Source organism: Streptomyces sp. NPDC008139, from assembly GCF_042957025.1.
Taxonomy (GTDB): Bacteria; Actinomycetota; Actinomycetes; order Streptomycetales; family Streptomycetaceae; genus Actinacidiphila.
In genome coordinates, this window is sequence record NZ_JBIBHM010000021.1 from 1 (window position 1) to 22,747 (window position 22,747).

At 68.5% G+C, this 22,747-nt stretch carries 14 protein-coding genes, 1 tRNA gene and 3 pseudogenes; 3 read left to right on the forward strand and 15 right to left on the reverse strand.

Going from position 1 to position 22,747, the window contains the following annotated elements; all coding sequences use genetic code 11:
- From ACFZBB_RS32425 to ACFZBB_RS32445, 5 genes and pseudogenes are all read right to left on the reverse strand, one after another.
- Positions 1-363 (reverse strand): annotated as a pseudogene (locus ACFZBB_RS32425) (hypothetical protein); the annotation flags it as partial.
- Between the two features lie 287 nt (positions 364-650).
- Positions 651-1,565 (reverse strand): transposase family protein, encoded by a 915-nt coding sequence (locus tag ACFZBB_RS32430; protein ID WP_391130228.1) that lies wholly within the window; start codon positions 1,563-1,565, stop codon positions 651-653.
- 445 nt (positions 1,566-2,010) lie between these two features.
- Positions 2,011-2,277: a hypothetical protein gene (locus tag ACFZBB_RS32435; RefSeq protein ID WP_391130076.1), complete on the reverse strand. Its 267-nt coding sequence runs from the start codon at positions 2,275-2,277 to the stop codon at positions 2,011-2,013.
- A gap of 130 nt (positions 2,278-2,407) precedes the next feature.
- The gene (locus tag ACFZBB_RS32440) at positions 2,408-8,581 is read right to left on the reverse strand and encodes an RHS repeat-associated core domain-containing protein (RefSeq protein ID WP_391130079.1); all 6,174 of its coding nucleotides are present in this window, start codon (positions 8,579-8,581) and stop codon (positions 2,408-2,410) included.
- Between the two features lie 349 nt (positions 8,582-8,930).
- Positions 8,931-9,860 (reverse strand): annotated as a pseudogene (locus tag ACFZBB_RS32445) (IS1380 family transposase); the annotation flags it as partial.
- A gap of 648 nt (positions 9,861-10,508) precedes the next feature.
- Here ACFZBB_RS32445 and ACFZBB_RS32450 point away from each other — a divergent pair.
- Positions 10,509-10,597: transfer RNA gene (locus tag ACFZBB_RS32450), tRNA-OTHER, on the forward strand.
- A 375-nt stretch (positions 10,598-10,972) separates the two neighbouring features.
- Here the strand turns inward: ACFZBB_RS32450 and ACFZBB_RS32455 are convergent.
- The 5 genes and pseudogenes from ACFZBB_RS32455 to ACFZBB_RS32475 all read right to left on the reverse strand — a co-directional run.
- Positions 10,973-11,458, reverse strand: a complete 486-nt coding sequence (locus tag ACFZBB_RS32455) for a hypothetical protein (protein WP_391130082.1) — start codon at positions 11,456-11,458, stop codon at positions 10,973-10,975.
- Positions 11,445-13,895 carry a site-specific integrase gene (locus tag ACFZBB_RS32460; RefSeq protein ID WP_391130085.1) on the reverse strand — a complete coding sequence of 817 codons (2,451 nt, stop codon included), beginning with the start codon at positions 13,893-13,895 and terminating at the stop codon, positions 11,445-11,447. The genes ACFZBB_RS32455 and ACFZBB_RS32460 overlap by 14 nt, the downstream gene beginning before the upstream one ends.
- Complete coding sequence (locus tag ACFZBB_RS32465) at positions 13,892-14,245, reverse strand: helix-turn-helix domain-containing protein (protein WP_391130088.1); 354 nt, start codon at positions 14,243-14,245, stop codon at positions 13,892-13,894. Before ACFZBB_RS32465 ends, ACFZBB_RS32460 begins: the two co-directional genes overlap by 4 nt.
- 15 nt (positions 14,246-14,260) lie before the next feature.
- Positions 14,261-15,364: a tyrosine-type recombinase/integrase gene (locus tag ACFZBB_RS32470; RefSeq protein ID WP_391130091.1), complete on the reverse strand. Its 1,104-nt coding sequence runs from the start codon at positions 15,362-15,364 to the stop codon at positions 14,261-14,263.
- 157 nt (positions 15,365-15,521) lie between these two features.
- Positions 15,522-15,660, reverse strand: a pseudogene (locus tag ACFZBB_RS32475) (tyrosine-type recombinase/integrase); the annotation flags it as partial.
- A 10-nt stretch (positions 15,661-15,670) separates the two neighbouring features.
- Between ACFZBB_RS32475 and ACFZBB_RS32480 the strand changes: the two are divergent.
- On the forward strand, positions 15,671-16,000 hold the full coding sequence (locus ACFZBB_RS32480; RefSeq protein WP_391130094.1) for a Tn3 family transposase: 330 nt from the start codon (positions 15,671-15,673) through the stop codon (positions 15,998-16,000).
- Between the two features lie 171 nt (positions 16,001-16,171).
- Here ACFZBB_RS32480 and ACFZBB_RS32485 read toward each other — a convergent pair whose 3' ends face one another.
- From ACFZBB_RS32485 to ACFZBB_RS32500, 4 genes are all read right to left on the reverse strand, one after another.
- A complete protein-coding gene (locus tag ACFZBB_RS32485) occupies positions 16,172-17,107 on the reverse strand; it encodes an alpha/beta fold hydrolase (RefSeq protein WP_391130097.1) in 936 nt (311 codons plus the stop codon).
- A gap of 590 nt (positions 17,108-17,697) precedes the next feature.
- Entirely contained in the window at positions 17,698-18,354 is a 657-nt protein-coding gene (locus tag ACFZBB_RS32490; protein WP_391130100.1) for a peroxidase-related enzyme, read from the reverse strand.
- The gene (locus tag ACFZBB_RS32495) at positions 18,351-18,992 is read right to left on the reverse strand and encodes a hypothetical protein (protein WP_391130103.1); all 642 of its coding nucleotides are present in this window, start codon (positions 18,990-18,992) and stop codon (positions 18,351-18,353) included. Before ACFZBB_RS32495 ends, ACFZBB_RS32490 begins: the two co-directional genes overlap by 4 nt.
- Positions 18,993-19,065: 73 nt before the next feature.
- Positions 19,066-20,436, reverse strand: a complete 1,371-nt coding sequence (locus tag ACFZBB_RS32500; RefSeq protein ID WP_391130107.1) for an NtaA/DmoA family FMN-dependent monooxygenase — start codon at positions 20,434-20,436, stop codon at positions 19,066-19,068.
- A gap of 187 nt (positions 20,437-20,623) precedes the next feature.
- Here ACFZBB_RS32500 and ACFZBB_RS32505 point away from each other — a divergent pair, with 187 nt between their 5' ends.
- The gene (locus tag ACFZBB_RS32505; RefSeq protein ID WP_391130110.1) at positions 20,624-21,358 is read left to right on the forward strand and encodes an FCD domain-containing protein; all 735 of its coding nucleotides are present in this window, start codon (positions 20,624-20,626) and stop codon (positions 21,356-21,358) included.
- Between the two features lie 29 nt (positions 21,359-21,387).
- Here ACFZBB_RS32505 and ACFZBB_RS32510 read toward each other — a convergent pair whose 3' ends face one another.
- The gene (locus ACFZBB_RS32510; protein ID WP_391130113.1) at positions 21,388-22,650 is read right to left on the reverse strand and encodes a M24 family metallopeptidase; all 1,263 of its coding nucleotides are present in this window, start codon (positions 22,648-22,650) and stop codon (positions 21,388-21,390) included.
- Positions 22,651-22,747 lie beyond the last annotated feature (97 nt).

Genomic DNA, 22,747 nt, shown 5'->3' on the forward strand with positions numbered 1-22,747 from the left:
CCGGCGAGTACTTACTGGGTGGCGCCACTTCTTCCTCGTTTCCTTGTTCAGGACAACCCTATTGGGTGCCTGTCCGGAAACTTCGGGGCCCCTCAGGCCGAGCACATGCACCAGGTGCTCGCCGATCCGCAGTTCCTCGCTCAACCGCTGGAGTTCCGTGTGCACGGTGATGAGCAGACTGTCCACGGCGTGCGGGTCGAGTACGCCGTCCTGATCCGCAGGCAGCCCGGCGACGATCCTGGCCGCGGGCTCATCACCACTCTCCCGGAGCCGTCGAATCACCTCCGCACGCCGCACCGGAACCCGGCCACCGCTCCGCGAGTCCACCGCAGTGATCAGATCCGAGATCTCAAGTCGCCGCACGGAGCAAGACCCTACGGCCTCCCGCACAGGCGATGGGCTTCCTAATCGGTGAGCGAACCTGCAGCAGCCCGCCCGCGTTGGGCCATGCATCGTGCGCCGACCGCCGATCGCCCGGTCGGGGGCACCACCCGCTGGAACAACTCCCACAAATCGTCCGGCACCAACCGCTCAACGATCCCCACCATGATTCACAGAACACCGAGCCACCCAAATGAGATGGCTTCTTACGAGTTGGTGCGTGATAGCGGGTGAGGCGTGTTTGGCCTGGCCTGGTCGTGGCCTGTTTTTCAGGCGGTGATGGTGCGGTCGGAGACGAGACCGGCGATGGCCCGGTAGGTGTCGGGCAGGCGGTCGCGTCGGTGGGTCCAGCGCGTCAGTTGTTTCCAGCGTTTGTGGTCGGCAAGGGCGTGTTCGACGGTGATGCGGTCGGATGAGTGATCGTGGCGGTCGCGTTCCCACTGCTCGACTCTGCCGGGCAGTGCTCCCGGCCGCGGTTTTCTGGGCGGTGTGATCGCTTGCCCGCGGTGATCACGGCTCAGGCCGAGGTAACCGTCGTCCAGGAGGACTTCGACGTCGGGGAAGTGCTGGAAACAGATGGCGATGCCTTCGTTGCGGGCGGCCGTGGCATCGTGCATACGTCCAGGTCGCAGGGCATCGGTCCATAACGTGCGGCCCCGCCAGTCAGCGATCACGGTGGCCTTCATGGTGTTCTGCTTCTTCTTGCCCGACACGAATGCCCGTCGTCCGCCGCGGCTGGGCGGTGGCCGGCGGACCTGGATCTCCGTGGCATCCAGCCGTAATTCGCTGCCCTCGGCCTGGGCGTAGGCGAACACATCCGGCAGCGTCCGAAGACGCAGGCCAGGGGTGTCGGGAACCGCGCATCCCCGCTCCGCCAGGAGCGGACGTATTTCTCCGATCGCGCGGGTGATGGTGGATCGGTCGACACCGAACAGCAGCCCCAGTACCGAGTGCGGCAGGTCACGCCGCAGATGGATCAGCGTGGCCACCAGCCGGTCGACGAACACCAACCGGTGACGAGCGCCGGCACCCGCGGCCCGCTTCCTCGCCCCACCCCGCGCAGCATGACGTCCACCCTCGACGCCGGCCTCCCACAGCAACGCCAACTCCTCGACCAGGCAGGCGAGATGCTGACGAGAGATCCCCGTGAACAGGCGATGCGCCAGCACCGGCCGATTAACCATGATCACCACACTCGGATCATGACACCTGCCCGGAGCGACGCCTCACCCGCTATCACGCACCAACTCGTAAGCCGTAACCCTGACGCCGACGCGTCGGCGGGTTCGCGGCAGTTGGCCCGGGGTGTTACTAGGACCGCCGCATAATCGGGGTTCCTGTGTTACGCGGATATCTTCTGTAGGTGGTTCTGGCCCGGCTGCTGCGTTCCAGCGGGTTTGAGGCACTCACCGCCCAGAACGACTGGGTCAGGCCACCGTGGAAAGTGCTGGGGGAGCGTAAGCACGGGCTGGCCGTAGGAGCCGGTGATCTCGCCGCCGCCCGACGCGCTCGGGCGGTTCCGCTATATCGGTACCCATTAGAAATACTCCTCCAGAGATCAAAAAATGCCGAATGGCACGCCGAGTCACGTGCAATACCCGGAGGGGACTCCCGCAGGAGATCACTCTTTCATTTCATTATTTCTCTGTCGTTTTCGATGACCTTCTTGAGGAGGATCCCTGCATCCAGGACGCCCAATCCAGCGGCTTGTGAGCGCAGCTCGCGGACGGCGTCGATTTGATTCGTCGCTTCTATCCCAGAATTCGCTAGCGCTTGCCTGGCCCACTTTACTTGGGGGTCACCAGCGGCGGCCACAAACCCTCTGATTGCCGCAGCGGCCTTTTCGAGCCCCGGACGGTCGCCATCATCTGCAGCAGCAATGAGCCCGTCGATCATAGTCAAAATCAGGATCGAGTTGTCAATTACGGTAAAATTTTTATTGTTGAGAATGATATTTCCACCTCGTTTGGTGAATTCCGATAGTCGGGCGGGTGCGGTCTCTTCTGCACCCGCCCGGTAAGTGCCGCTACTTGCAGTTGCTCAGAATCGAATCGACACCCGTGATGCTTACCCCGAATGTGATTCCGATTTTAGCGATCGAACTCAACTTCTCGCCGATGCTTGTTGCTCCGAGGATGAGGCGTGCGGCATTTTTAACACCCCCCAGCCCCCGAATCGCACGCTTGATTTTCAGGATCTTTGCGGCGGGCAGCCACAGTGATGCTACGACAAGGCCAATGGCGCTGGCGCACTTTAGGATCTTCCAAGCTTTGCGCATTTTTCCCAGCCAGGACTGCCCGTTGAGATCATACATCGTCAGCGGGTCGGCAGGATATCCGTAACGATTCGGCGAGCCGTCGGCGACCGGATCATTCTGCAGGAATCGTCCAGATGTCGGATCGTAGAGGCGTACGCCCATCAACGTGAGGTTGTCGAGTGCTTCTGCGGAACGTTGTTCGCCCCCGAGCCAGCCATAGCGAACGGCGGCAGGGTTATATTGCGAGTTTCCATACTCGTCGTAGGACTTAGCCGTGGGGGAGACGGTCGTGTCCAGTGGGAGTTGTACGGTGACGTCGCTGTGCAGATTAGTCAGTTGCAGTACGGCGGAGCCGGAAGAGCCCGTGATGACGTCCAGATCGCCGTCAATTCCGTGGATGTTTCGGGTGATCGTCCCGGCAGCGTCTTCGGCTATCCATGTCGGGCTGTCGCAACCACAGCCGTAGTGGCCGGACTTGGCACCGGTGTTGGTCCAGACGCCGTTCGTGTTGGTTTCGGTTGTCCAGGAGGCCAGGCGTTGAGCCGCATCCAGAGTCCAGGTCTGGCGGCTGGTCCCGTCGGCGGAGGTCTGCTGACGGACAAGGTCGTTGGTGTAGTAGCCGATGGTGGCGCCGGTGGCTTGGGTGGTGGTGCGGCCGAAGGCGTCGTAGACAGTTCCCGGGGTGGTGAGGCGGTCGGCGCTGTCGTAGGTGTACGTGGTCGTGGCAGGGGTTCCCGAAGTTCCGTCGGGATTGTCGGTGACGGTGGTCAGGCTGGTGCGGTTGGTGTTGTTGTCGAAGGCGTAGGAGCGGTGGGTGGTGACGCTGTCCTGAGTATCGTCAACGTTGGTGAGGCGTCCGGCAGCGTCGTAGGAGTATGTCTGCTCGGCCGTGTCGGACGAGTGGGTGGTCCACTGCCCCTGGACCGTGGTGCTCGCGGTGTCCCCGGTCACGGTCAGGCCGTCGCTGTCACGCGTATAGGTGCGAGAAACGGTCGCGCCGGTCTCGTCCTGGGCGGCGGTGAGCGTATAGCCGCCCGGCAGCGACTGGGTGGCGAGGCTGCCGTCCGCGTCGTAGGTGGCGGTGAAGGTGCCTGCGACGGAGTCGGTGCGGGAGGTCTCCAGACCTCGCGGGTCACTGGTCGTGTCGTAGGAGTAAGTGGTGGTCGACGGCGCCGAGTCGGTCACCTTGACGGGCCGGTTGAGGGGGTCGTACCACGTGGTGGCGGTGTTGCCCGCGCCGTCGCTGTAGGAGATCAGCCGTCCCAGTGCGTCGTAGGCGCTGGTAATGGTCTTGCCCGCGGCGACGGTGGTGGCGACCTGGCCGGTGGCAGGGTCGTACGTGGTCGTGGCGGCCGGGACCGCCGTCCCCACACCGCCGGTGAGGGACGTGCCGGTTACACGTCCTGCGGCGTCGAAGGCCGTGGTGGTGGTGCGGGTGCTGCTCCCCGCGGTGTCGGTGACCGCGGCGGCGCTGCCCCACCTGTCGTAGGTCGTGGTCTTGGTGGGCAGTTGGGACGGGTTGGTGCCGCCGCCCGTGATCGCACCGGCCGGGCCGGTGGAGCAGACGAGGTCGGCCCATTCGGGGCGGCCGTTGCAGGCACCGGTGCCACTGGCCGACCAGTAGGTTGTCACGGTGGCGCCCGCGTCCGTGCCGGTGGACTTGGGCAGGGTGGTCTTGATGACGCGGCCCTGGGCGTCGTAGTCGGCGGTATCGACTAGATTCAGCCCGGCGGGGTCGGTGACGGTCCGGGTGGGCAGGCCCTTGGCCCAGTCGTATCCGGTGGTGCTCGTACGGGTGTCGGCGTCTGCCGGGTAGCCGCTCACGCGCGCGCCGATGGTGACGGTGGTCGGTTGGTTGGCCACGGTCGCGGTGCCGTCGGTGGGACGGCTCTGGTCGTAGGCGGTCACCGTGTGCTGCCGGGCCGGAACCCAGGATCCCGCGGGCAGATTGATGCCTCCGGTACCCGCGTTGAGGGTGCCGGCGAGGGTGACCATGTGCAGCGGGCCGAGCTTCTCCAGTTCCCGCTGGCCGACGTTGGCGGGGTCGGTGTCCTTGCCGGTGCCCGCGTCCGCAGCGACGCTGCTGGTGTTGTAGACCGAGACGATGGACAGCGCCTGCGCCCGCTCGGCCGGTGTGAGCGTGTCGATGCCCAGTTGCCGCTGCTCGGCGAGACCGTCGCCGCCAGTGGCCAGGGCCAGTTCACGGTTGGCGGCCGTCAGTTCTCTGACCGTATGACCGTAGCGGTCGTATTCGGTGGTGGTGATGTGCGCGCCGGGGCCGGCGGTGTTGACCTGACGGCCCGAGGGGTTGGTGTAGGTGACAACCGCGCGGCGGTAGGCGTTGGACGCCAGCGACGCGCCGTTGTGCGAGGACGGAATGGCGTCGGCGGGGAAGACGGCGGTGGCGTCCGAGGGTGCGTCGCCCTGACCCCAGGCGGCCACGTCGCTACCGCTCATCTTGTACGGGGCGGCGGCGCCGTTGAGCGGGACGTTGTAGACGAGGCTGGTCGTCGCGGTGCCGTTGGTCTGGTCCGCGCTGCCCGGAGTGAGGGTGGGCCGGGACGCGGTCAGCAGCATGCCGTCGCTGGCTGTGGCCGTGTTGCCGACGCTGCCGTAGGTGAAGGTCCACGGCAGTTCACCGGGCGGGGTCAGCGTGGTGATACGGCCCGCGCTGTCGTAGTCGTAACCCGTCTTCAGCGCGGGGCTGACGCGCGGATCCCACTGCTGGCGCAGACGCCCGGTCGTGTCGTACGCGTACTGGGCGACGGTGACGGCGGTGGCGGCCGACGCGCCGGGCTCGGTCGACCACAGCCTGACCTGGGAGACCTGATCGGCGTAGTTCCCGAACACCGAGGCGGTCGCGGTGGTGGCGTTGGCGTAGACGTATTCCAGTACGCGGCAGCCCTTGGTCGCGGGCGTGGTGGAGCAGGTGGCCTGCGTGACGGCGGACGTGGGTGCGACGACGTACTTGGGGCGGGCCAGGAACGTATTGCCGACCGGGATCTTCTCCGAGACGACCTGGGTGGTGGAGTTGGTGGTCGGCAGGAACGTCGAGGTGACCTGCCATGTCGTGGCCGAGGGATCGACCTTGGCGAACGTGGTGGTCGTCCCCTCGGTGTCCTTCAACGTGAAGGTGCCGGTGAGGGAGCCGGTCAGTGTCAGGTCCTCCGCGCCCGGTTCGGGCTTCCACCCGCCGCCGGAGGTGGCGGTGAACCCGGTCGGGTCACCGTCCACATTGACCAGCGCCAGAGACTTGTCCGACGCCTTACGGATGTAGGACCAGTCCGAGCCGGTGATCTCGGCGGTGGTGCCCGCCGTCCACTGCGGACCGAAGATCGCCGCCTGTCCCTCCTGCGCCGCCCCGTTGGCCGGACGACGGGAGGAGGCGCTACGGGTGACGGTCAGATCGAAGCCGGAGGCGTCGGTGGCGCTGACGCTCGCGTCACCGGTGAGCGCGTTGACCGACGCTGGCCCGGCGGACAGCGACGGCGCGGAACCGGCGTTACGGTCCACGGTGACCGTGTTCGGCGGGGAGTTGTCGGACAGGGTGCCGTCGGTGAAGACCGCGCGCAGGTCGACCGGTCCGTCCTGCGTGAGGGTGTCGGTGATGGTCCAGGTCAGCGCGGCCGGCGTCCCGCCGGTTGCGGTGAAGGGCCAGGACGCGACCGGCGCCCCGGAGGTACCGACGGTGACATGGGCGGTGGGCACGTTGTGCCAGGTGTCGGTCTCCCCGATGCGGTACTGGTACGTCACTCCGGTCGCGGACGGCTTGCCCTCCGCGGTCAGGGACACGCGGCGGGCAGGGCGGTCACCCTGCCCGGGGGTCAGCAGTGCGGCGCCGGAGCCGGCGTAGAAGACGTAGTAGGTACCCGAGGCGACATTGCCCGCCTTGTCGTGGGTCTTGGCGATCAGCGTGTGCTTGCCGGCCCTGAACGTCAGCGACTTCGTGAACGCGGTGCCGGTCGTGGCGGTGTGGTTCCACGCCTCGCTGTCCAACTGCCATGCGACCTCGCCCACATCCGTGGTCGGCGGGGTGAAGGTGAAGGAGCCGGTGAAGTTCCCCGACGCGTCAGGTGTCCCGGACCATGCCCCCGCCGGGAAGGCGGTGGAGGCCACCGAAGTGTTGGCCGGTGCCGTGGTGTCGATGATCAGCGCCTGGTTCGCGGTCCACGCCGAGTAGTCGTGCCCGTCGTAGGCGCGGACCTTCCACGTGTACGAGCCGTCCGCCAGCGCGGTGGACACCTTCCACGTACCGGCCGCACCGGAAGCGACATACGGAGAGCTGCCGGATGCCTTGACCGTGGTGCCGGACAGCACCTGGTACTCCAGCCGGACGGTGTCGCTGTTGGCGTCGGTGGCCTTCGCTGAGAATGTCGGCGTTCCGCTGGCCGCGTAGCCGACCGTCTCCGACGGCGAGACAGCCAGGCCGGTCGGGTTCGTCGGCGGGGTGTTGTACGTGATCGACAGTGATGCGGCGCTGGAGAACCGCTTGAACTGCACCTCGTTGGTCTCACTGCTGCTGACCAGCACGAAGGTGATGTTCGACCAGTGGTTCGCGGCGGCGTTGGTGACCTGGTTCATGAAGCTGAAGGTCCCCGACGGGCTGGAGCTACAGGCGGGGCCGAAGTTCACCGAGCTCTGCTGGGCAACCTTCGACGGCGCGTTGCTCCAGTTCGTGGAGGCGCTGAACGGGCTGGTGGACCACGCCTGGACGCCGTAGGACGTGGTGCCGCACGACGCGGAGTAGCTCTCCGTCATCTTCATGTCGGCGCTGAGCACGGTGCCGCCCCAGATCGCCGTGGGGATGCCGACCTGGTAGTAGGTCCGCTCGATTCCCTTCGGCGAGGAAAAGCCCTGGTAGCCCACGCCGTTGCCGTTGGACGGGCTGGAGTCGTAGTTCGACGTGTTCGGATACGCCTGCTGCACCTCGTTCCAGTGCAGGCGGCTGCCACTGGCCGGGTGCGGCACATAGGCGGGGTCGATGTAAACCGGGAAGACGGTGCTCTTCGCCGTCAACAGCCCACGGTCGGCCGTCAGATGGAGCTTGCGGCCCTTCAACGTGGTCTTCACCGCCGCATGGTGGGCGTGGGAACCCGGCCCCTGGGCGGTGGAACGGGTGCCCGCGCGGGGCTTCGCCTTGTCCGCCTCCGCGGGCGCGAGCCCGGCGGTGCTGTTCCCGCCGCCCGCCGCAGCGGGTTCGGCACTGGTCGCCGAGTCCCACATCACCGGCGCCGGAGAGTTCACCAGCAGACGGCCGGTGCCGTCGGTCACCGTCAGATTCCCGCCCGCGTCCGTCGCCGCGGTGACGCCGTTGCTGGTCGACACGCTCTGCACCAGATCCGACAGCCCTGGGCCGGAGGCCGCCTCGGCGGACTTGACCACCAGCGTCTCCTCCACCCCGCCCTTCAGCGAAGCGGTCAACTCAAGGTCCACGTCCTTCAGCACGTTCGCGTACGTCGCCTTCGCGCCGGACAGCACCGGCATCGGCAACGCCGTCGGCCACGTCAGCGACAGGTTCTTGCCGTCGACCGCCAACGATGCCAACGGCCCCGAACCACCGCCGGACAGCACCAGATCCGTCTCGGCCGCCACCGGCACGACACTGCCGTCGGCTCCGAGCTGAAGCGTCGGGTCCAGATTCACCCACGAGCCGCCGCGCTGGGTCCACTTCGGCTCCGCGAACGCGGTGTACGTCACCGTTCCGTCGGCGTTCACGAACGTCTGCGAAGCATCCGTACGCTCGCTCAACGCCTCGATCCGCCGGCCCTGCAACCGTGCCATCAACCGCGCCGACAGCACATCCTGCGCCTCCGCCACCCCGTACGACGGCGCCGACCCGACGGTCCCTTCCCGCTCGGACCCGGGTGCGGCGAACGCCACCCCCGAATCCGCCGCGACCGTCGCCGCCTCAACGGCCAGCGCGATCACCACAAGCACCGACACCCGACGCAACCACGCCGAACGCGTGCGTATCAGACTGCCCGGCGCGTAACGCCGAACACCCCCCCCAGTACATCCCCACTGGCCCCTCCCTCGTCAGACCCGAGTGCGAAGTTGCCCCCGCAACCGGAAAACTGATGGATCTTCACACATCCGCCACACGAAAAGGAACGGATCAAAAGAAATACCCAACGAGAGCTAAAGGGGAGCCAAGGGGCGGTTAGGGGGAATCGACGACTCCACCGACACAAGAACGGTATAAGATATCCCAAACAGATAGTCAATCGACCCGCAAGGTCGACATGTTGAACCCCAAACGCGTTAGAGTGTGGCTAACATCACATGCATGAATGCGGACGATCAGCCGCATTCCCTTCGGCCAGTCTTTGAGGCGGTCGCCGGTGATCTCGGCGACCCAGGCTCCGTCCCGGATCTCGCCGCCGGGCTCGATCGCTGCCGTCCAGGCCGTGGCGGGGACCTTGAGTATGGCCTGGTGGATCTGCTCGGTAATGGTCATGCCGACCGAGTACGACAGCCACCGGCCGCGTTGGGCGGGCCAGGCGACGAAATCGTGGGTGCCGCCTGCGGAGTCGGTTCGGATCAGCGCCTGGCGTCCGCGCCGGTACCTCTTCGGCATTGGGGCCAGGGCGAGTTGTGCGGTTGTGATGTGGTCGGCGGCGGTGTTGCTGCCTGCGTTGCCTGGCCTGAGCAGGCCGGCCACCGGTTCCCCGCTCCCGCCGCCTCCGTGGTCGACGAACGCCGTCAGGGGATGGTGTCCGAAGGTCTTCTTCCAGGTCGCGGTGGCGTCCTGCTTCTCGGAGTGGGCCAGCACGAGCACCCCGTCCAGGTCCACGATCACCTGCCCCGCGGCATGCGGCGCCGCAGTGCCGGCCAGCTTCCGGACGCGCTCACGCGCTTCGGCCCGAGCGGCCCTGATCGCGGACAGGGCCTTCGGCCCGGCCACGGCGAGGGCGTCGACGAGCCGGGAGACCATCGGGTCGGAGGCCACCGGCCCGAACACGCCGGGCTCGGCCCGCAGGGTCCCGACATCCGCGAGGCAGTCCCCGCCCAGCGCGACCGCGAGGGCCACGTCCAGCAGGATCTTCCCTGGATCGTGCACCGCCCGCGGCCGTCGCCACGGCGCCAGCGCCGCCGATATCGCCTGGTCCAGCCCGGTCTTGGGGACCGTCTCGACCAGCAGCACGGCTCCGGCCTGGGACGCCACCCCACGGCCACCGCCCTCGACGCGGACACGTGGGTAGGACCCGATACGCTTCTTCACCTGGGAAGTGCCTCCGACGGTGGCAGGAACAAGGACCTCGACAATCCTCGTTCTTGCTGTTCAGAGGCACTTTTAGCTTACCTGACCACCCGTCGGACAGCCCGCTTCATGAAAGCGCGAGGTTAGTGGGCGGGTCCGATTTCGTGCGCCCCCACAGCGGGTGCCGGGGCTCGATGCGGCCGCATCGGCCGCCGAGCGGCACTCCGGGTCGACTGCCGTCACCCTTTCCGCCAAGGAGGTGCACGTTCGTACCCTCGTGCGTAACTGCCACGGGCTGATTGTGCAGGCCCGGCCCTCGACGCCGGACGTACCTCCTCCGCTCGCGCGGAGAGCACGCCCCTGCCCGTCAACGTCCGCGCCCTGGACGGGTCACCTTCGCTCGCGCGGAGAGCAGCACGCGGTGATCTCGCCCCCCGCACTGCACCCATGAGCCCGCCGCACTCTCGCCTTCGTCCGACATTTCATCCGTCGCCGACAACGCTTGAGGAAGATTTCGCTGTCCCGGTGTTCGATTGTCAGATGCCGACCGGCGAGGCAGACTGAATGAGAGACGTCTCGTGATGTACTGACCCAGGTTGCCAGGGACCCGGTGGGGACCACACGCGGTGCGCGTTGGTGGACGATAGTGGCATTACTACGCGTGATACGCGGGAGATTGGTCCCGAATAGCCGGGAAATCCCCTTGATCTTCGCGACTGGGGGTCAAGGGGTCGCAGGTTCAAATCCTGTCCTCCCGACGGTGCACGAAGGCCCGCTGGACTGGCATTGAGCCAGGTCAGCGGGTCTCTCTTTGTTTTCGGGAACGATGTTCATGTGATGACGCGTCAGTACCTGGGGGCCGATCGGGGCTGGTAACTCAAGAAAACCCGCAGGTCGGCGTGCGTTTTTCTGGGGACCAAGATCGTCGTGTTCGTGAGGGGATTGTGGCTTCCCTACAACCGTCGCAGCGTTGCGGACAGGGCTGGCGACGGCGGGGGAGGGGTGCGGACGCTGGTGAGGTGGGTGCTGAGGTTGTGGCCGGCGTGGATCACGGGCCGCAGGTCGGGGTGTAATGGTGGAGTCGGGTATTGGAACTGTCCGAATGCCTGCGGTGCAGTGCCGCTTGGGGCAGCTCAGATGTAGTCGAAGAAGCGGTCCCACCAGGTTCGCGGCTCGAAGCATGTACCGAGGTTGCTGACGCCGTCGTATCGGGTCCAGAGCAGGTGCTCGGAGACGGCGATGTAGCCGAGTGCGTCGAGTTCGTCGTCGATGGGGCGACGGTCGGCGGTCTCGAAGAGGACGCTCTCTTCTTCCTCGTCGTAACTGCCGGGGTTCCCCAGCGTCACGGCGACGAGGTTGCCGTAGTTGCTGACCGTGATGGTGACGTGGTCTCCGCTGGCCGTTGCGCTGGTGGGGATGACGATGGACCCGTGGTGGTTCGCGTCCTGGACGCCTCGATCGACGGTGCAGGTGCAGCGGAACCGCTGATCCAGCCTGGCTGCGAGCTGGTCGAATCGGGCTCGGGTCGCGGCGTGGTCGTAGTTCTGAGGGAACTCCATGTTGTCGGGATCGTCGAGGTTCTTCAGCAGAGCCCAGATGTGCTGGTCATCGAGGGGCATGGTCGTCGTCTCCGTGTCGGTGGGGATGGTTGATGCGGTGGCTGACCTGGGCGGCGTAGGCGCCCCAGTCGCCGGCGGCGGCTCGCTGCCACTTGACGGCGACGGTGATGTGGATGCCAAGGGTGCGAGCGAGGATCGCGGCGGGCAGCTCGGTGGCGAGCTGGAACAGCGCGGTGGAGCGGGTGGCCGCGAGCCGGATGCCGAGCTTGCGGAGTCGTTCACCCATCGCCCAAGCACTGATCGGTCGGCCGGGCTGGCCGCCGGGGAAGAGCCAGGGAGAGTCGGTCTGGGCGAGGACCGCGTGGCTGCGACGGGCAGCGACTTGCTCCAGGGCCAGCTCGGCGATGGGACCGGGCAAGGTAACCGCGACGTCGCCGAGGCGGATCCGGACTGTCGCGTTCGTCTCCTCGATATGGGCGGTGGTCAACCGTGAGATCGCCGCTGGCCACTGGGCATAGAGGAGCAACAGCAGGCCAGCCAATCGGTCTTCGGTCCGGATGGTGTCGTCGTTCAGCAGGCGGTGGGCGGTGGGCCAGCGGGCGTCGTCGTCCATGGCCTGGGAGGGGCCGTTCCACTTCACGGCGGGGAAACTGAGGTCGCGGGTGATCCTCTGGTTGAGGGCCCAGCGCACGAAGTGGCCTGCTTCCCTTTGGAGTTGAGTCTCGTCGCGGGTCATCCAGCGTTCGAGGTCGCTCTGCTGGCAGCTGGCCATGGTCAGGTCCTGGTCCGTGAGCCAGTCCAGGAGATAGACGGCGGCCCTCAGGTGCACGCGTACGACGTTGTGCTGGGTGTGCGTGATGTCGTTGCCGCGGCTTCGGCGGCGAAGCCGGCGGATCAGGTGCCAGGTCGCGTAGCGGTGCAGGATCTGCCGACCTTCGGGGGTGGCGTGGGAGGCGACGAGGTCCTTCACGTGCCGTTCGAGGCGGACCATCTGCTCGTCGCGGTGCGGCAGTGCGTCGGCGGCCACGAGGACGCTGCGGATGTGTTCGACGACCTTGCTGTCGGGGAGTTCGTCCAGGGCCTCGTGGGTCAGGGGACGTCGGCCGGAGGCCAGGTCGGACAGGACGGTGGAGACGATGCCTTTCGACAGCCAGCTCATGGCGGTCGCCGTCCGTTGGGTGCCGGCCAGGGCGTCGTGGAGGGCTTGGAGCTTCGGCGGGACTGTGCCCGTGTTGTCGGCGAGGAGGTCGTCGAGCCGCTGCTTGAGCGTGCAGCGACGGCAAGGACCGGGTGTGGTCAGCCGTTCGGCCTCACCACAGGTCGGGCAGGGGCGCCAGAGTTCGGCGTCCGGCTTCGTGCATGGGCCGCAGACGGGGGCGTCGACGGTGCCGGAGTGGATGTCTCGGAAGCGTCCGCAGACGGTGCAGTGCACTTCTCGCTGATCGCAACGGCCGCAGCGGGGCTGCCCTGTCAGCCTCGAGAGCATGCAGGGTGCGGTGCGGCCGCAGATCGAGCAGACCAGCGTGGGTAGGGGACGGCAGTTGGGGCAGATCGGCCCGCCGGGAGTCCGGGTGCTGACCATGCGCCGCTTGCCGCAGAGGATGCAAGACTCCAGGTTGGCGGGGTCCGTGATCAGGCACTTCGGACACAGCGGCTGGCCTTGGGCGTCGCGCGTGGCGGGTTCGCGCCGGGCGCCGCAGCGTGAGCACTCCTCGATGCGGGACTTGGCGATGCAGTTGCGGCAGACCCGCTGCCCGTCGAGGGGCTTGTCGATCCGGACGACGCGTCGGCAGCGGGGGCAGGCCGGCAGGATGATGCCGGCGACATCGGCGGCGTGCAGCAGATCGATGAACCGTGGGATCGCGCGAAGGGGAGCCAGGTGCCCCTCGCCGGTCAGCAGACGGGGGTTGTCCTCCAGGGCCCAGGCCAGTTTCTGCTGGTAGGAGGGGCGGGGAGTGGATCGGCGGACCGCGTCGGCGGTGATCTCGCGATCGGCGGCCGGATTGATCGTGGTGATCACCTCGTGGATGACTTCGAGCGGATCACGTGGGTCGACGTCCGGACACATCGAACAGCGCGGTCGGCCGGCCCGATCACGCGAGTGGAGGCGACGGGTGGCTCCGCAGCCGGCGCACTCGGTGGTGTCTTGGTTGCAGACCCCGCAGTACCAGTCCTGGCCTCGGCGCTGGAAGGTCCGCAGGTGCTTGCCGCAGTCGCGGCAGACCGGCGGCGAGATCGTCGTGGCTCCGGCCTTGCGGAGGGCGATCAGCAGGTCGCCGATAGCCCGGGGCGCGGGAGAGCGGCCGTCGGACAGGACCTTGGGCCGGGCCGCCAGGGCTTCGGCGAGCCGTCGCGACTTCGCGCGGCCACCGGCGACGCCGAGGACCACGGCCCGGACGGCTGCGGGGTCGAGGTCCTCCTCGACGTGGCTGATCAGGTCCGTGATCAGGCCGACAGGGTCTGTGACCGCGCGGGCCGGCTGGTCGGTGGTGGTCACGGCAGGTCGACGCCCCTGATCCGGGCCCGCTTGGGCCGCAGGTCACCGAGCCCGTCCGCTGCCGGCGGCGCGGCGCCAGCGGCGGCGGCCTTCTTCTGCCTCTTCACCGCAGTGGCCGAGGCGATCGGCTCGATGAGGTCGTCCATGCTGCAGTCCAGGATGTCGAGCAGGGCCATGAGGATCTTCAGGCTCAGCCGTTCGGGGCGCTCGACGGCGAGCCGGTAGACCTGGCTCGTGGACAAGGTGATGCCCCGTTCGGCGAGCGGCGGGATGAGGTCGGTGGTGGAGAACATCCCGCGGTCCGCCATCACCTTGCGCAGGTGCCAGCGGTAGTCGAGCTTGGCGGTCATCGTCAGGTCCTTCCGTCAGACCCCGGCGAACGCCGGGGCCAGTGCCTTGTGCAGGGCAGTGTTCATGAAGTCGTCGCTGACGTGGGTGTAGATCGCCGTTGAGCTGTCGCACTCGTGGCCGACCTGCTGCTGGATGAACCGCCGGTCCACTCCGTCCTCGGTCAGGTGGGTGACGTATGAATGTCTCATTGAGTGCGGAACTAGGTCTTTTGGGAGTTTTAGGGCGTCGCGGTATGCCTCGAAGCGGTCGTTGATGGAGCCGGGCTGGAGGCGTCCACCGCGCTCGGTGATCCACAGAGCCGGATGGTCGGGGAACCCGAACCGCGGCCGGACGTTCTCGACGTAGTCCGCGACCGCCTCGACGGCCCAGTCCATCACCGACAGCACGTTCCGGCGCCGGGGCTGCTGACCCCTCTTCGCCTTGCCGTAGCGGACGTTGAGGGTGCCGTATCGGCCGAACTGCGGGGCCTGCGGGTTGCGTCCGAAGTCGACGACGTCGAGTTTGGACGTCTCGGTCCGCCGCAGCCCCCAGCCGTAGACGGCCTTGAAGAGGGTGGCGTCGCGGTAGGCGGCCAGGGCGCCCTTGCGCTTCGCGCGCACCGCGCGGTCGACCTGGTCGTCGGCGTAGTCCAGGAAACGCTGCAGCTCTTCCCGCGTGAACGGCCGGGCCTCCGGACTGCCTTCGTAGTCCTGCAGGTGCGGGATGGTGTTCCACTCGTGGCAGACCGCCACGGGGAAGACGCCGAAGGCTTCCTGACAGGCCGGCACCCAGCCGTACCGGCTGTCGATGACGAACTCGCTGAACAGGCGGACGATACCCTGGTAGCCGCGGATCGTCGACGGCGCCAAGTGCTTCTCGCCGGTCAGGCACACCGACCACTCGTCCATGTGGGCCGGCGTCCACTGCCACGGGTAGTCGTTCGCGAACTCGTGGAACCGGCGAATCAGCCGTTCCCGGTCCTCGACCGTCTCGTCCTGAAGCCCACGAGCCTTCTGTTGGGCCCGCCAACCTCGCAGCATCGCGTCGAACATCGCGTCCTCGGGGCGCAGTTGGACCACGCCGGAGACGAGTTCCAGATGTGCTGACCCGGCCAGGTCAACCTTGCGCTGATGCACCACTCCAGACCATCCCTTCTGGAGGGCAAATCATGCATCAGAAGGGATCAGCTCGGCAACATGCCTGGTCAGATCGCCAGTGCGTAGTACCTTCGGGGAGCCTCGCGCTCGTTCCGTGAGCTGCCGACCTGCGACTTCTCGCCCGTCTGATGCAACTCCCGAGGGTTGAGGTAGCGCTGGGTGGTCTGCGGGGAGCCGTGGCCGGCGATCAACCGCAGGACGTGCAGGGGGACTCCGGCGTCCGCCATCCCGGTCAAGCCGGTGTGGCGCAGGTCGTGGCGGCGCAGGTGTTCGTAGCCGCGGGACACCGTGCTGCACTACGGCAAGGACGGAGCCCTGACCGGCCCGGACAAGGAGCACGCCGAGACCTCGATGCTCGCCCTGCACCTGCTCCAGTCCGCGCTCGTGCATGTCAACACCTTGCTGGTGCAGCAGGTCCTGGCCGAACCAGCCCGGGCATCGAGGCTGAGTGATGAGGACCGGCGTGGGCTGACCGCGCTGTTCTGGTCCAACGTCAACCCGTACGGGACCTTCCGCCTGGACATGGACAAGCGGCTCGACCTGTTGTCGGCCGCCACCGTGCCCCGACCCCGCACCCCGGCGGACACCGCCGGCCGAGCAACCACGGAGACACGATGACCGAGACCCACGACTTCCAGGACCTGACCGAAACCCGCTCGGCCGCCGCAGCCTCACCGCTGGCGCACTGTGCCCGCTGGTTGGACGGCGTACTGCCGTCCAACCAGCAACTTGCTTGCTCGGTACCGGGCGGTCCGCACCTGGTCTGCGAGTCCGCCGGCGTCCTTGGGGTCAGTGCTGTGCGGCGAACCTGTCTTCGATCGCCTTGAGTACGAGGTCGGGGCGTTCCGTCGGCACCTCGTGGGAGGTGCCCTTGGCGGTGACAAGCGTCCGGTTGGGTGCTTCCTTGACGAATGAGGCGGCCGCATCACGCCAGTGCTGGGCGTCCGGGGGAGAGCCTGCGAACGGGGTCTTCTCCGAGACCATGACCGTTGCGGGCACTGAGGTGGGCCACACCACCTTGTGGAAGGCCTGGTGCGCTTCGGCGAAGCCCTCCGCGGTAGAGATGAGCTGGCGGTTGGCCGGCTTCTCGGGGTCCTTCTTCGCTGCGTCGACGTCCGGCTGGGTCGCGGCGACGAGGCGGGGGATTTCCTCGTCGGTGAAGAACTGAGGGAGGTTGGCGTCGACCAGGACCGCGCCGGAGAGCATCGCCGGATCGTCCTGGGCGAGGTTGTTCGCGATCTCGCCGGCCTGGGAGTGGGCCACCAGGGTGACGTCCTTGGTGATGCCCAACTGCTTGAGTCCCGCCTTGAGGTCACTGACGGCGCTCTGGACCTTCCACGCGCCGGGCACCACGTCGCTCTTGCCGAGGCCGGCCCGGTCGTAGGTGATGACGGTGGCGCCGGTGGCCGCGTGAACCTTGGGGGCGATGTCCTTCCACTGCGAGGAGTCCTCGCCGCCGCCCGAGTCCAGGACGATGGTGGAACCGCTGCCTTGTATGGCGTAGAAGGCCAGGCGGTGACCGTCGTTGTCGACCATGTGCAGCTTCGCCTCGGCCGCATTGCCGGTCCCCCCAGAGGCGGACGGGATGGCGGACGTAGAGGCCGAGGAGCTGGACGAGGAGTCGTTGCTGCTGCACGCCGTGGCGGCGCCGGCAGCCAGGGTCAGCACGGCGAGAGACGACAGCACGCGGTATATGGACCGGTGCCTGCGGGGGGTGCGGGACATGAGTGATCCTTCGAGAGCAGAGGGTGCGCCGTGTTTGCCCAATCGTGCGAGATCCCGGCAGCTCGCACGATCCGGCTGACATGTCTATTGGTGGTGGTGCTGGGACCAGCGAGTGCGGTGGGGTTATCCCCCGCGAGCGGCCGCTGAGACTGTGGATCAGGTGGGCCTGCTGGTCACGGGGCTCACGCGCGCGCTTTCACGAGGCTGGGCAGGTGGACGGCTCTCCTGGCAGTGACCGAGGGCGGCGGCACCGCTATACGCGACCCACCGCAACCTCAAGTTCGGCTGCGGCGCGGCCTCCCTCGGCACCGGAAGCTCTCCGGGCGGTACTGGGTGTAGAGCGTGGCCAGCGGTGCGAGGGCTCCGCGAGCTGCGAAAGCGCACACGGGACGGCGACGGGATCGGAGATGGACGCCTTATGTTCGGAGTTGTACGTGCTCGCACCACTGGAGATCAACTCGGCTGCCCCGACGTGTAGTTGTGGCGCAGCGGGTCGGGAATACGTTCCACTGCCTGGTCTGGGCACTCGGTGGGAAGTCTTTGTCGACGCCCTGGGAACGACCGCCGTGGGCGTCGCCAGGTAGGGCGTTCTACGTGGGAAGCGCGGCCGGGGCTGCGGTGGGTTCACCCACGGTGAGGACCATGCGGTTGGCGTAGCTGAAGTAGGCGACGCTGTGGACGAAGTCGAGTATCGCGGCGGCATCCAGGCCCTGTTCGGCCAGGGCGGCGGCGTGTTCAGGGCCGAAGGCGGCCGGGGTCGCGGTGAGGGCGGCCGCGCAGTCGGCGAGTACCCCGAGGTTCTCGGGAAGTTGGGCGCCGACGCCGTGGTCGAGGACCCGCAGGGCCGAGGTGCGGTCTCCGCTGTACTGTCCGAAGCGCAGGGCGTGCACGGCCGTGCAGTACAGGCACCCGTTGGTCCGCGAGGTGACGAACGCTGCGAATTCGCGGTAGTGGCGGGGTAGTTCCTCGCCTTGGTCGTCTGACACGTGTTCGAAGATGCCGTCCTCTATCGCGGCCATCGTGGCGGCGACCGCGCGGTCGCCAGCGGTGAGCCGGAATGTGGGCCGGGCTGCCCGCTTCTCGTTGAAAGGGGCGGCCCAGTCGAAGCCGTCGTCGGGCTCCTCGCCCAGCCAGGCGATCCAGCCGCCGTAGCCGCGGGCGAACCGGTCGGGCCGCTCGATCGGTCCAGGGTCGATCACCTGGCCGGTGGCAGGGTCGGTTCCGTGCTCCGGCTCCTCGTCGGTCATGTCCGGACTCCGTTCGTACGCTGCCAGGCCGCGGTCGCTGCGGCTCCCCGACGCACCCGCAGGAGCAGGGTCAGGGCGGACACCAGTTGGGCGATCACGATGAGTTGGCGCTGCGTCCACCCGGCGTCGAACATTTCCTGGAGGTCGCCGGGGCGGGCATCGCGTGGGTGCAGGACCAGCAGATGCGCGTACCGCAGCGCCTGGGCGGTCCTGGCCCCGACCAGCGCGGCCAGCTCCGGCGTCACGGTGAGGGACGGGCCGGGCCGGGACTCGGCGGCCAGGGCGCCGCCGCCGATGTACACGCCGTACGGGCCCGGCGCCACATCACGGTCGGCGACGCGCTGGACACCGGTTGCGTACGCGTCGGACGCGCCCGCCTCGCGCAGGCGGCGGGCATAGTGGTCGTCGGGCCCGTCGGACCGGTCGGACCCGTCGGACCCGCTGGACCCGTCGGCTTCGGCCGAATGCAGCGCCGCCACGTAGACGGCCAGCGTGAGCCGTTCCACCCGCGTGACGCCGAGGTCGTCGGCGGGCGCGAAGAGCAGTCCGTCGAGGCGGTCGACCAGGGCGGAGATCTCGGGGCGACTCGCGCGCAGGCGCTCGACCTCCGGCTCCGCCGCGGTCCCGCTGATACTCATGGTGTCTCCCTCGTAAGGCTCGTGACGCTTGTGACGTTCGGCGGGCTGGTGAGGCTCGTAGGGCTCGTAGGGCTCATCGGGCGGCCTGCCGCGGCGGCGCGGAGGGCTGGAAGGCGGACTCGTGCGTGACGGGGTTGGGCGCGTCCGCGAAGCGGTTGACCGGCCGGGGCAGGCCGAGGTGGTCGCGCAGGGTGCTGCCCTCGTACTCGGTGCGGAACAGCCCGCGTCGGCGCAGCAGCGGGACGACGTGCTCCATGAACGCGTCGGTGCTGCCGGGCACGGTGGTGCCCTGCACCACGAAGCCGTCGCAGCCGCGCGCGGTGAACCACTCCTCCAGCACGTCGGCGACGGTCTCCGGGCTGCCGATGACCTGGAGATGGCCGGAGCGGCCGATCCGGGAGTACTTCGCCACCAAGTCCGCGAAGCTCGCGCCCCGTTCCACGTCGGCGTAGATCTGGCGGTACCAGCTCTGCGGGCCGTTGAGGGTGTCCGGGTGGTTGACCGCCGCGACGTCGATGGGCGCGGCGGGGTCGATCGAGGCCGGGTCGAGGCCGAGTTGGTGCGCGAGGTCGTCGGCGATGGTGTCCGCCTGGCCCAACTGCCGAAGCTCCTCGTCCAGGCGTCTGGCCTCCTCGTCGGTGCTGCCGATGACCGGGAGCAGGCCCGGCAGCACGCTGAGGTGGTCGGGATCGCGCCCGACCGACCGCACCCGTGTCTTCACGTCGGCGTAGACGCGTTGGGCGTCGGCGAGATCGTGGGCGACGCCGAACAGCACCTCGGCGTAGTGCGGGGCGACACTGAGCCCGTCGGGGGACTGGCCCGCGTGCGCGAGCACCGGCCTGCCCTGGACCGACCGCGGGATGTTGAACGGTCCCGACACGTCGAAGAACCGCCCGTGGTGCTCGATCCGGTGGATCTTGCCGGGGTCGGTCAGCACGCCGGCCGCCCGGTCGACCACGACCGCTCCGTCCTCCCAGCCGTCCCACAATTCGCAGACGGTCTCGACGAATTCGGCCGCCCGCCGGTAGCGCAGCGCGTGGTCGACCTGGGTGGTGCCGCCGAACAGCCGCGGGGCGCGCGGGTCCGCGGTGGTCACCACATTCCAGCCGGCCCTGCCCTTGCTGATCCGGTCGAGGGACGCCAGCAGCCGGGCCAGATTGAGCGGTTCGTAGTAGGTGGTGGAGACGGTCGCCAGCAGCCCGATCCGCTCGGTCAGCGCGGCGACCGCGGACAGCAGGGTCAGCGGCTCCAAGGGCTGGGCCAGGTAGTCCCACGGGTCGCTGAGCAGCATGGGCGAGTCAGCCATGAAGACGGCGTCGAATTTCGCGCGCTCGGCGGCGCGCGCCATCTCGACGTAGACCTCCAGGTCGGCCGCCCGCTCGGCGGGGCTGTCCGGCATCCGCCAGGACGCCCGGTGGTAACCCCCGGGTCGCAGCAGCAACATCAGTCGCATGTGGTGTGAACGAGACAAAGGGAGACTCCTTTTCGATCCGTGCTTTGGTCATCCTCCGAGTAACGGATACGCTGCGTGATAGACGTATCCGCTAGACAGGTAAGCGCATCCGTTTCCTCCGGCTTCCTAGGCAACCGGGGCATGTGCGACAGTGATGGCCACGAGGGGGTCGCCCACCATGCAGACCGGACCGGCGAGCGAGCGTGAATCCACTCCGCGCGACACCGCCGCCGAGCAATACACGCTGATCCGCCACGAGTTGCTGGTGGGGAACTATCCGCCGGGGACGCTGCTCCAGGAGACGACGCTGAGCGCGAAGGCCAGCATCTCCCGCACCCCCGTCCGCGAGGCCCTGGCCCGACTGGAGCAGGACGGCCTGCTCGCCCGGGCGCCGCGCGGCTACCGGGTGCGGCATCGCAGCGCGACCGAGGTGCTCGACATCTACGAGGCGCGCATCATCCTCGAATCGCACGCCGCGGCCACCGCCGCCGTGCGGCACACCCCGCTCGACCTCGCCAAGCTGCGCAGCGTCCTCGCCCGGGCCCAGTCCACCGACGATCCCGAGGCGCTGTGGCTCAATGACACGGATTTTCACCATACGTTGCAGGCGGCCGCGCACAATGACGTGATCGCCGAGGTGCTGGAACGGCTGGACGCCCAGGTCACCGTCCACGGCCCCTACGCCCGCCGCCGCGCGGAGGGCGCCGCGATCACGCAGTCCGAGCACGAGCGGATCGTCGAGGCGATCGCCGCCTGCGACGCCACCGCCGCGGGGGAGCGCATGCGGGCGCACCTCAACCGCGTGCGCGACCTGCGCATCCTGTCGCTGATGGAGGAACAGGAAGGCGGCGACGAGGCTCCTGCCGCACCCCGGTCCAGAAGGAAGCCGCGTGCCGCGAAGCAGCCCGACTGACGCGTGCCACCGCCGCGCGGCCGGGCGCCTCATGCCACGGTTCCCGGATGTGCGGCCACCGTGTTGAGCAGCCGGCAGCCCGTAGCGGTGACGACCGCGACGGCCTCCGTGCGCACGCCGAAACCGCCGTCGACGTAGACGCCGGGCTGGAGGCTGAAGACCATGCCCTCGGCGAGCAGCGTGTCGCTGTCGGCGTCCAGCTGCGGGCCCTCGTGCAATTCGAGGCCGACGCCGTGTCCGATGCGGTGCTTGACGTGCCCGCCGAACCCCGCGGCGGCGAACGCCGCCCTGGCCCGTCGCTCGACCTCGGCTGCTGCGGTCCCCGGCCTGATCAGTGCCAGGGATTCGTCGAGGACCCGCCGTACGCACTGGAAGGCCGCGGCGACCTCCCCGGACGGCGCACCGGTGTGCGCGGTGCGGCTGACGTCGGCGTAGTAGCCCTGCCACCGGGCGGTCACATCCACCAGTACGGGCACGCCGACCGCGATGGGCTCCGCGCCCATCCGGTGCCGCAGGTCGGCGGCGTGCGCCCCGGCGGCGACCAGTGTCGTCACCGAGGCCGGGTCGAAGCCGCCCGCCCGCAACCGCTCCTCGACGAGCCGGGCGATGTCGCGCTCGCTGCGCCCGGCGATGCCCGGGGCCAATGCCTCGGAGATCGCCGCGTCCGCCCGCTCGGCCGCCTCGGCGAGCGCCGCCAACTCCGCGGCGTCCTTGACCAGCCGCAACGGCCCCGTGAATTCGCCGGCGTCCCGCCACCGTCCGACCTGCGCACGGCGGTCCGCTTCCAGCAGCACCCGGACCGGCAGGTCGCCCGCGGCGGCCACCACCAGGTCCGGCCCGTCCGGCAGGGCGTCAAGCGCTGCCGCCATCGCGTCCTCGCCGTCCGCGACCCGGCGCACCCGTACGCCCGCGACATCGGCGCCCACCGCCTCGAAGTGCGGAAGGACGAGCGTGGGCACCCCGTGCGCGGGGACCGTGAGGAGCACCAGGCGCCTGGTCAGCGGCAGGTCGAGCCCGGTGAAGTAGAGGAGATCGGCGCCTGCGCCGATGAACGCGGCGTCGACCACGGCGCGGCGCAGGGCCGACTGAAGCGCCTGAAGCCGCGCGGTGAGGCGTGACGGCGGCGGGACGAGTGGCGGAACAGGCGGCGGGGCTGACGGTGGGACGGGCGACGGGGCCGCCGACGCGACGGGCGGTGCGACCGGCGGTGTGGTTGACGGCGGGGACGCCGACGCGACAGGGGGCGGGACCGGCGGTGTGGCCGGCAGTGGGACGGGCGGCGGGGCAGACATGGTTCCTAATCCGTGGGTAGGGATTCCGGCCGGGCCCCGGCGGGGCGGCTGGTCTTGTCAGGCACGCGAGAGGCGCTTCGGCCGGGTGACGGCCGGT

Bases quoted from the DNA above. Each gene is read 5' to 3' on its own strand.
- ACFZBB_RS32500 (WP_391130107.1), bottom strand. From the start codon at position 20,436: ATGTTGCTGCTGCGACCCGGGGGTTACCACCGGGCGTCCTGGCGGATG.
- ACFZBB_RS32430 (WP_391130228.1), bottom strand. From the start codon at position 1,565: ATGGTTAATCGGCCGGTGCTGGCGCATCGCCTGTTCACGGGGATCTCT.
- ACFZBB_RS32505 (WP_391130110.1), top strand. From the start codon at position 20,624: ATGCAGACCGGACCGGCGAGCGAGCGTGAATCCACTCCGCGCGACACC.
- ACFZBB_RS32435 (WP_391130076.1), bottom strand. From the start codon at position 2,277: ATGATCGACGGGCTCATTGCTGCTGCAGATGATGGCGACCGTCCGGGG.
- ACFZBB_RS32455 (WP_391130082.1), bottom strand. From the start codon at position 11,458: ATGCCCCTCGATGACCAGCACATCTGGGCTCTGCTGAAGAACCTCGAC.
- ACFZBB_RS32490 (WP_391130100.1), bottom strand. From the start codon at position 18,354: ATGACCGACGAGGAGCCGGAGCACGGAACCGACCCTGCCACCGGCCAG.
- ACFZBB_RS32495 (WP_391130103.1), bottom strand. From the start codon at position 18,992: ATGAGTATCAGCGGGACCGCGGCGGAGCCGGAGGTCGAGCGCCTGCGC.
- ACFZBB_RS32485 (WP_391130097.1), bottom strand. From the start codon at position 17,107: ATGTCCCGCACCCCCCGCAGGCACCGGTCCATATACCGCGTGCTGTCG.
- ACFZBB_RS32510 (WP_391130113.1), bottom strand. From the start codon at position 22,650: ATGTCTGCCCCGCCGCCCGTCCCACTGCCGGCCACACCGCCGGTCCCG.
- ACFZBB_RS32465 (WP_391130088.1), bottom strand. From the start codon at position 14,245: ATGACCGCCAAGCTCGACTACCGCTGGCACCTGCGCAAGGTGATGGCG.